General features: G+C 62.8%; 2 protein-coding genes. One reads left to right on the forward strand and one right to left on the reverse strand.

The window, feature by feature from the left end; genetic code table 11:
- On the reverse strand, positions 1-1,329 hold a 1,329-nt coding region (locus ENZ74_RS30800; RefSeq protein WP_164761350.1), incomplete at its 3' end, for a M23 family peptidase.
- A 244-nt stretch (positions 1,330-1,573) separates the two neighbouring features.
- On the opposite strand from ENZ74_RS30800, the gene ENZ74_RS34805 reads away from it, so the two are divergent.
- The coding region (locus ENZ74_RS34805; protein WP_127313258.1) for a hypothetical protein at positions 1,574-1,833 on the forward strand (260 nt) is incomplete at its 3' end.

Consider the following 1,833-nt stretch of genomic DNA (forward strand, 5'->3'; position numbering starts at 1 on the left):
GTCCGAGGTCTGATCGTCGCCGTCGGGCTGCGAGAACAGGACTTCGATGCGGTCGGCGGGGCTGAGGCGAGACTGGAAGTCGACATCGGACGCCAGCAGCTTGATCAACCGCTGCGTCATCGCCTTGGACATGCCGTAGGAGTAGGCGGCGCGGTAGATGCCGTCATAGACGTTGGGCAGGTTGCCGCGCACCACCACCGGCGCCGACGAATCATCGAAGGCCGTCAGCAATTCGGGGTTCGGATCCGGTTCCTGCGCCGGCACATACTGGCCGCGATCGTTGAGCGCGATGGTGACGATGTGCTGGGTCCGGTCGTAGACGCTGGTGCGCACGACCTTGGCGGCATCGCCGTGAACCTCGAGGCCGACGCGCAGCACGGTTCCAGCCTTGAGCGCCGTCGCATTGAGCAACTTGGCGATGGCTTCGGCCATTCCGGTGGCGTCTTCCCCTGTGTAGCCCGAATCAGCAAAAGCCTCGGTGACGTCGAGATCCTTGGTGAAGGGGATGATTTCCTCGGCGAAAGCCGGCGCCTGGTCGTCAACGGTGGCTCGCGGCGCCACCGAGACGTTTTCCGGCACGATCTTGACGTCGTAGGAGCCGGCCATGCTCTCGGCAAAGGCTTCGCCGAATCGCTGCGGATCGACATAGTGGAGCGAAGCGACCTGCACGGCGCCGTCGCTGAGGTCGGTGCCGGCCTCGCGCACCACTTTTTCCACCTCGTCGGCGGAGAGGTCGCTCTTTTCGTCGAAGGAAGCCGTGTCGATCGGAAAATCGACGGTCTTCAGGCTCATCTCGCTTTCGACCTTGGCGCCGTAGATCTGGCCGGAAGCGGCCGAGGCCGTCGCCGGCTGGGCATTGTCGTCGCCGTCGTCGCCGAACACTTGCATCGGGTCGAAGGGGGGGTAGGCGCGGCTGGTGGTGTGGCCGGCGGCAAGGGCCATCTTGATCTGCACGAAAGGCATGGTGTGGATGACGTCGCGGTCGCCGACCTTGGTGACCATCGACACTTCCATGCGGCGGCGGTCCTTGGCCTTTGCGATCTGACGTGGCGCCACCAGCCTGGTCGTCTTGGCGACTTCGCCGGAATCTCCGTTGCCGGCAAGGCTGATCAACTCGGCGATCTCGGGTGGGGTGGCCAGCTGCTGGCGGCCGTCAAGAGCGGCGAACAGCGCCACGCCCATCAACACGCTCGAGGTCACGCCAGTGAGAAATGTTCCCGACAGCCAGCGTGCAGAAACCTCTCGCCGGTCGGGCGGGCCGCTGCGGCCATCCGCGATCAGCGGCGGCTCATTGCCGAGTTCGGCTATGACATCTTCCGTGTCTGGCATCCAGAAAGGCTGCTTCTTCCCCGGGCGGAACGGCTTGTCGCTTTTGTTGTGGCCGTGACATTTGCCTGTCATGGCAGGTGAAGTCAACGAAGCGCCAGGCTCCGACCGAATTGCCCCCAGGCACTTCTCCTATAGAGCACTCTACCAGGCGGGGCGGTGTACCTTCTCCGCAAGGCCCATCGCACACTCCTATATAGGAGGGCTCCTAAGAGAGGCGCTGCTCGATCGGCGGCGCCCACATTCGATGGCTTTGGTGTCGAACGGCAATGCGGCGGCAATAGGGCTCCTTCCGGGCCGTGCCACGCATGTTGCCAGCGTTCCCCTGGGGCAGTTGGCTATCGACAGATCGGGTCCGAAATTTCTGTCGCAAAAAGTTCAAAAACATTATCGATGTGTGTTGACAGTTGTCGTTGGTGGCGACTATATACGCCTCACGAACGAGGGCGGCTCGCCGCTGGCGACGAAGAAGTTTGCTTCTAAGCCTGCCCTTAGCGAAATTCAAGA

Origin of the sequence: Mesorhizobium sp. M7A.F.Ca.CA.002.15.2.1 (genome assembly GCF_003998715.1) — a bacterium.
In the GTDB taxonomy this organism is placed as follows: domain Bacteria; phylum Pseudomonadota; class Alphaproteobacteria; order Rhizobiales; family Rhizobiaceae; genus Mesorhizobium; species Mesorhizobium ciceri.